This window comes from Streptomyces sp. NPDC029014 (genome assembly GCF_055564695.1).
Genome location: NZ_JBVHVT010000159.1, coordinates 1 through 6,768, shown reverse-complemented (window position 1 = coordinate 6,768; position 6,768 = coordinate 1). Strand labels below are relative to the sequence as shown.

5 protein-coding genes are annotated in these 6,768 nt (G+C 74.8%); 2 read left to right on the top strand and 3 right to left on the bottom strand.

Translation table 11 applies throughout. The features are described 5' to 3' along the window. Window positions 1-124 precede the first annotated feature (124 nt). Window positions 125-727, bottom strand: a complete 603-nt coding sequence (locus ACZ4VL_RS39740; RefSeq protein ID WP_468210644.1) for a hypothetical protein — start codon at window positions 725-727, stop codon at window positions 125-127. A 413-nt stretch (window positions 728-1,140) separates the two neighbouring features. On the opposite strand from ACZ4VL_RS39740, the gene ACZ4VL_RS39735 reads away from it, so the two are divergent. Then, window positions 1,141-1,986 (top strand): RICIN domain-containing protein, encoded by an 846-nt coding sequence (locus ACZ4VL_RS39735; protein ID WP_468210641.1) that lies wholly within the window; start codon window positions 1,141-1,143, stop codon window positions 1,984-1,986. A gap of 24 nt (window positions 1,987-2,010) precedes the next feature. On the opposite strand, the gene ACZ4VL_RS39730 is transcribed toward ACZ4VL_RS39735, so the two are convergent. Further along, window positions 2,011-2,994: a glycoside hydrolase family 43 protein gene (locus ACZ4VL_RS39730; protein WP_468210638.1), complete on the bottom strand. Its 984-nt coding sequence runs from the start codon at window positions 2,992-2,994 to the stop codon at window positions 2,011-2,013. Between the two features lie 173 nt (window positions 2,995-3,167). Then, window positions 3,168-5,366, bottom strand: a complete 2,199-nt coding sequence (locus ACZ4VL_RS39725; RefSeq protein WP_468210635.1) for a tetratricopeptide repeat protein — start codon at window positions 5,364-5,366, stop codon at window positions 3,168-3,170. 469 nt (window positions 5,367-5,835) lie between these two features. On the opposite strand from ACZ4VL_RS39725, the gene ACZ4VL_RS39720 reads away from it, so the two are divergent. After that, the gene (locus ACZ4VL_RS39720) at window positions 5,836-6,621 is read left to right on the top strand and encodes a CAP domain-containing protein (protein WP_468210632.1); all 786 of its coding nucleotides are present in this window, start codon (window positions 5,836-5,838) and stop codon (window positions 6,619-6,621) included. Window positions 6,622-6,768 lie beyond the last annotated feature (147 nt).

Here is a 6,768-nt window from a genome sequence, read left to right as displayed (position 1 = left end):
CGGGGCGTTTTTTTTGTTTTCCTTGGGGGGAGGGGGTGGGGTGGGGGTGGGTCGCATGCCTTTTTTCGGCTCCCCCCTTCTCCCCCCCCCCCCCCCCCCCCCCCCCCCCCGAGGGACGGGCGGCTCAGCCCACGACGTTGACGGGCCGGTAGGCGTGGTAGCCGTCGCGGCCGTTCACCCCGTAGGAGTGCCGCTTCCAGCGGGTGCCGACCCCGCCGGCCTGCTCGTAGGACGCGTAGACGGTGTGGGCGCTGTCGGCCCAGCCGTCGAAGATCACGACGTGGCGCCGGTCCGCGCTGTTGCTGTCGGCCTTGAGGACGAGGTCGCCGGGGACGAGGTCCTTCATGGCGATCCGGCGCGTGAACCCGTCGTTCTTCAGGGAAACGGTGTTGGGGCCGGGCTTCGGCAACCCGAGGGCCATGGACACGTAGCCGGAGCAGTCCTGCCGGTATCCGTCCTTCCACCGCTTGGTCTGGCTGTAGGGCACGGGGCGGCCGTTGTCGGCGGTCAGCCAGGTCTTCGCCCGCGCCAGCACCTCGGCCCGGGTGAGCCGGGGAGCCGCCTGCACTGCCGGGGCCGCGTGGGATTCCGGCGCCGCCTGGGCTGCCGCCGCCGGGGAGGCGGCAGGAGCCGCGGGGGCGGAGGGCGCGATCAGCACGAGGGAGCCGGCGCACAGCATCGCCGTCAACGTCGCGCTGACCCAACGGCGGGTGGTCTTCTTGGACATACGAAGTCTCCTGTTTCTCGCGTTTCTCGTGTTTCCTGCGTTGCTCGCGTTACTGGTGTTGCTTGCGCGCCTGGTGTTGCTCGACTGCACGCATGCGCACCCCGCAGCGGACGGAGGAGGAGGGACGTACGACGGTCCGCGCGATCAGGGCGCGGCCGCCGCCGATCCGGCCCGTACGGGCCGGTGACGGACACCCGACGCCAGGGGCACCGGGCCGCGGTGCGGCGCTCGGCACCGGCTGCGGGGCCGGACGAGAAGGAGTCTGCGGGGGCCGGGAAGGCCGTCGCAACGCTGTCCCGTTTGCTTCGGCGATGTCGGGATCCCTATGGTGCTGACCTGCTGGGACACGACCATCCCGGGACACGGGGCGGCCTGCCGGGGCAACGGCGCGCGGCCGTCGGAAGGGGGCGGGCATGACGGGCCTCGACGGACAGCACCCCAGTGCGGGGCAGCAGTTGGGGAATGCGCTGCGGGCTCTGCAGCGGCGATCCGGCCGGACGCTGCGTTCGCTGGAATCAGAGGTGCTGATCAGCGACTCGTCGCTCTCCCGCTATCTGCGGGGCAGCACGGTCCCGCCGTGGGCGACCGTCCGCGACCTGTGCCGGGCCCTGGGCGCCGATCCCGCGGAGTACCGGGCGTTGTGGGAAGCGGCGGACCGGTGCCAGCCGAAGCCGCCCCCGGCGGCGGGCGGCCCGACCCCCACCGCCCCGGGGACGGGATCCCGGTGGCGCCGGTGGCGGCGTACGGCCGGTGCGTGGGCGCAGCACCGCTGGGCGTGGGCCGTGGGCGGTACCTGCGCCGGGCTGCTGTGCGGGGGTGCGCTGGCGGCGTTCCTGGCGGGCGCTGCGCAGGAGTCCGCGCACCCGGCGGCGGCCGGGCCCCAGGGGGCGCGGCCCGCCGACCACAGCCGCATCTTCGTCAACCGCGTCACGGGCAACTGCCTGGACCACAGCCTCGACAAGGGGCTCCGCTCCTTCGAGCCCAACGGGCTGAGCTACCAGCGGTGGACGGTCCACCCGAATCCCGACGGCAGCAGCGAGCTGCGCAACCACGCCACGGGCGCCTGCCTGGACGGCGGCGCATCCGGGTTGCGCGGTGCGTCCTGCAGCAAGGCCGTCACCCAGCAGTGGGCGGTGACGGCCTTGGCGGACGCCTCGGTCGAGGTCAGGAGCCGGAGCTCCGGGACCTGCCTGGAGGACGGCGGGCAGGGGCTGCGGGCCGTGCCCTGCGACGGCTCCGACCGGCAGAAGTGGGGCTGACGGGGCCGGGGCCCGCGGCGCCGGTCAGACGCGGGGGACGCCGTCCGTGAAGTCGAGGCCGGCGGAGTACAGCAGGCGCCGATCGGTGCCGTCGGGGCTCCAGCCGTGGAAGAGGATCCGGTCCGTGCCGTCGGGGCCGGTCACCACGTCCTGCCCGCCGGGACCGCGGACCGCACCCCCGAGGGAGTCGGTGGACAGGAGCGGCTCCGGCGCCTTGACGTAGGGGCCGGTCAGGCGGTCGGCCACCGCGTACCCCGTCTTGTAGCGGTGGTCGGCGTAGGAGTCGGCCGAGTAGAGGAGCACGTAGCGGCCGTCGCGCCGCACCAGTGTCGGGGCCTCGACGAGCTGCCCCTCCCACGGGAGGTCCTGGCCGATCAGGGGGACGGGATCGCCCGTCGTCCGGGTGCCGTCCCAGGAAACGGGCTGCAGGTGGATCCGGGTGGGCAGGCCGCAGCAGTTGCCGTCGTTCTTCCACAGCAGGTAGCGGCGGCCGCCCTCGGTGAAGCTCGCCGCGTCGATGGCGCCGCCCTGGGCGGCCGGGCAGACCAGCGGTCCCGGTCCGGCGGGCCGGAACGGGCCGTCCGGGGAGGAGGAGAGGGCGACGCCGATGCACTGCCTGCCGCTGGCCCGGTCGCGGGCGGTGTAGTGCATGGTGAAGCCGCGGCCGTTCGCGAAGACCTCGGGCGCCCACACGAGCGAGCGCGTGGGCTCCGCCCAGTCCCCCGGGCGGGGCAGGGGGTCGGTGTCGACCGGCGCCCAGTGCACCAGGTCCGTGGACGTGGCGTGCTGGATGGTGACGGCCCCGCTGTTGGTGGCGTAGGCGTGGTAGGTACGGCCCTCCTTGACCACGTCCGGGTCGGGGAAGTTGCGGTCCAGCACGAGGGCGGCCCGGGCGGGCGCTGCGCCGTCGGCCCCGGCGGGTGCCGCGGTGAGGAGGCCCGTGACGAGGACGCCGGCGGCGGTGACGGCGACCGAGCGGCCGAACCGGCTTACGACTGTGGGGAACACCTGTCGTCTCCTTGAGTACGAGGAATCGCGTGCGGCAGGGTTGTGCGCGGCGATGCCGCGGGCGGGCCCCGCCTCCCCTGTCGACGGGCTAACGTCCGGGGGCGCCTGCGGGTCGCGGCCAGGGCCGCGGAGGGCGCCGCGCGTGCATCGCCACCGCGGGCTCGGCCGACCGGCTACGCGTGCCCCGGACCCGCCGTGGTGAGGGTGGCCAGCAGGTCGCGGGCGAGGCGGAGGTTCCGGTGGTCGGCCTCCAGCAGCGGCTCGGCCTCACGGAGGGTGCGGACCAGCAGGGCGCGGGCCTCGCCGGACCGGCCCGCGACGTTCAGGGAACGGGCCCGTTCGACCCGGGCGTAGACCGTGTGCGGGTGGTCCGGGCCCATGACCCGGGTGCGGTCGGTCGCCAGCGACTCCCAGGCGGCCAGGGCCTCAGCGGTCCGTCCGGCCCGGGCGGCGAGGGCGGCGCGGGTGCTGCGCACGGCGAGGGTGTGCGGGTTGTCGGGGCCGAGGAGGCGCTCGGCGTCGGCCAGCAACTCGGCCGCCTGCTGCTCGATCCGGGTGGGATCGCCTGCGCCGTACCAGATCAGGCTGCGCCGCGTGGCCAGCACCTGGGGGTCCTCCGCGCCCTGGACCGGTAGCCGGTCGGCGAGGAGGCGGGCCAGCTGTCGTGCGGCCTCGGCGTTGTCGCCCGACTGCCCGGTGAAGTGGGCGAGTTGGTGGCGGGCGGCCAGGGTGTCAGGGTGGTCGGGGCCGAGGACGGCCGCCGTGTCCGCGGCCAGGGTGGTGAACAGGGCCGCCGCGGCCCGCGGATTGCCGGCCTCGCCGGTGAAGAAGGCCTGCTGGTGGCGGGCGGCCAGGGTGTCGGGGTGGCGGGGCCCGAGCCGGTTCTCCCGCCGCCGGGTGATCCCCGCGAGCTCCGCGGCCGCCCGGCGCGGCCGCCCCGCGTCCCCCAGCGTGATCGCGAGCAGGAAGTCGGCGCCGGTCACCCCGCCCCGCCGGGCGCGGGACAGCGCCTCCGCGGCCCGGCGCGACCGCCCCTCCTGGTGGGCCAGCAGCCCCATGTCGTACGCCTCGGCCGGCGTGACCCGGGTGACCAGGGTGCGCCACAGGTGGTCGGGCACCGGGGCCAGGCCCGGCGTGTCGATCAGGTAGTCGAAGGCCGCGTACCCCTGGGAGTAGTTGCCGACCAGCAGGCCGCTCGTGGCGTACGCGGCCGCGCAGGCCCAGTCCATCGCGTCGGCGAACGGCTCCGGTTGCAGGTCGCCGCCGCCGCGCGCCGCCAGGTAGGGCACGTGCAGCTCGCGCAGCCATTCCCGGCTGACGGGGCGGCGCAGCCCGGCCCGCCTGCAGTCCACCGCTGCGGCCACCACGGCCGCGCCGCGCGGATTGGCGCCGGGAGCCCACGCGTTCTGCCAGCCGGCCAGCAGTTCCGGTCCGGCCGCCAGGACTTCGGCTATCCCGAAGCGCTCCCCCGCCCGTAAGGCCGCGTTGATCCGCGGGTCCTGCCGGTGGTCCGCGGCCCGCCGGCGCTCCTGCGGCGACCAGTGCCGGGCGAGCCGTACCACCTCCGCCCGCTGCAGTACGTCGCGCTGGGTGCGCCAGGCGTCCCGGTCGGAGCCGGTGAGCCGGCTCTCCTCGCGGGCGTCGAAGCGGCGGTACTCCTCGGTGCGCATGGTGGCCAGCACCACGCGTCGGCCCGGCGGAGCGGCGGACGGCCCGGCCAGCATGCCGGTGGTCAGGCCGCCGGCGCCGAGGAAGTCCTCCAGGCCGTCCAGCCACAGCACGGACCGCCGGCGGCGCGCGGCCGTCCGCACCGCCAGCGGCAGCGCCGCCCGGCCGAGGGGGCGGACGAAGGCGTGCCGGGGGAACAGCGAGCGGGCCGCCTCGTGCGCCAGCCGGGACTTGCCGGCCGTGGACTCCCCCACGAGCAGGACGAACCCGGCCCGGCGGAGGGCCTCGCGCAGCTGCGGTTCCACGTCGCGGCGGATGTAGGCGGGGGCCGCAACCGGGGTCCGGCCCCCGTCCCCCGGGTACCCGTCGGCGGGGTGGGCTCCGGCCAGTTCGGGGCGGTCCACCTGGCGCAGCGAGGGGATCCGGCCGGCCGGGCTGCGCAGCAGGGCGTCCGCGCCGGCCGCGCTCCCGAACCCGGTCCCGGTCCCGGTGGCGCTCCCGCCTCCGGTCGGGTCGTGGGGCGGCAGGAGCCGTTCGGCGGACAGCCCGGACAGCGTGGTCACGGCGGCGCCGATGCCGGTGGCCCATGCGCCGCTGGTCCACACCGAGGCCAGGGCGAGCGCGGCCGCGCCGAGGCCCACCGCCCCGAGGTAGGCGGCCCAGCCGCCTGCGCGGCCCCGCCTCCGTACGAGCAACACCGGCATGCCGCCCCCAGCCCGTCCCGTGGTGGAGCTCCATTCTCGCCCCGGGTGCCCGTTCGGTACCCCGGCTGGAAGGTTGCGGTCGGACGGCATCGGATTCCGTGACATACGTCACGGCTCCCGGGCCGGAAACGGAATCCTCGGGCCCGCACCAGCCAACCGACATTTCGATATTTGTCCGTTTTGGAATCGACATTCCCCACTCCGGTGGAAACGGAATCCGCGGCACTCGTTCCCCGGGCTGCGTTTTGCCTGCTCGCGTCCGCTTCTGGCCGGCCATCAGGCCCTTCCCGGAGATGTCGCAATGCAGCCATACATGATCCGCGGCTCGTTTCAAGCCGCGCCACCGATCTCCCCTGCGTATTAGTAGCCATAACTTGCCAGGCCGTTGCGGGGCTTTTAAGAATGGCGACTCCTCCGGCGCTTGCGTTTCGGGCGCCGGAAGCTTCGCGATCACCGAATGAGGTCACGCATGCAGAAGCACCGGAAGAAGAAAAAGCACTACAGGAAAATAGCGATCGCCGTCGGGGCCCTCGGAATCGTGGGTGTGCCCACGGCCGCCATGGCCTGCTTCGGCGGGCCGGACTCCGTCCCCACGCAGGCGGCCGGCCGGCACCAGATGCGCCCCTGGCACGGCGCCCCCACCTTCGCGCCCGTCCCCCCGGCCTCCGAGGCACCGGTCACGCTCCCGACCCAGAGCAGCCCCCCGGCAGCCGAGAGCGGCGCCCCCACGGCCGAGAGCGCCCCGGCAGCCCCCGCTGAGCCGGTCGCCGAGGCACCCCGCCGTACGCAGCAGCAGCCGATGAGGAAACCGGTCACCACCGCGAAGCCGCAGGTCCAGGCGCCGAGCACGCCCAAGGCAGCCGCGCCCCCGGCCGCCTCCGGTGTCGCGGGCGAGATCCTCGCGCTCGTCAACCAGGAGCGCGCCGTGGTCGGTTGCCCCGCCCTCACCATCAACGCGAAGCTGACGGCGGCCGCCCAGAGCCACAGCCAGGACATGGCCGCGCACGCGAACATGTCCCACACGGGCTCCGACGGCTCCGACCCGGGCCAGCGCATCACCCGCGCCGGATACACCTGGAGCACGTACGGCGAGAACGTCGCGTACGGCTACAGCACTCCCGCTGCGGTCATGGAGGGCTGGATGAACAGCCCGGGCCACAAGCGGAACATTCTCGATTGCTCCTTCAAGGAGATCGGTATCGGCTACGCGGGGCCGAACCATTACTGGACGCAGGATTTCGGCGCGGCACGCTGACGCACCGCCATCGAAAAGACAGCGCACCGCGCGCGTGTGGGGGGGGGGGGGGGGGGGGGGGGCCCCCACCAAGGGGGGCGGAAAGGAAACCCCCCCCCCACCCCGCCCCCTGGGGTGTGCCCTCCCCCCCCCCCCCAGGGGGAGCTT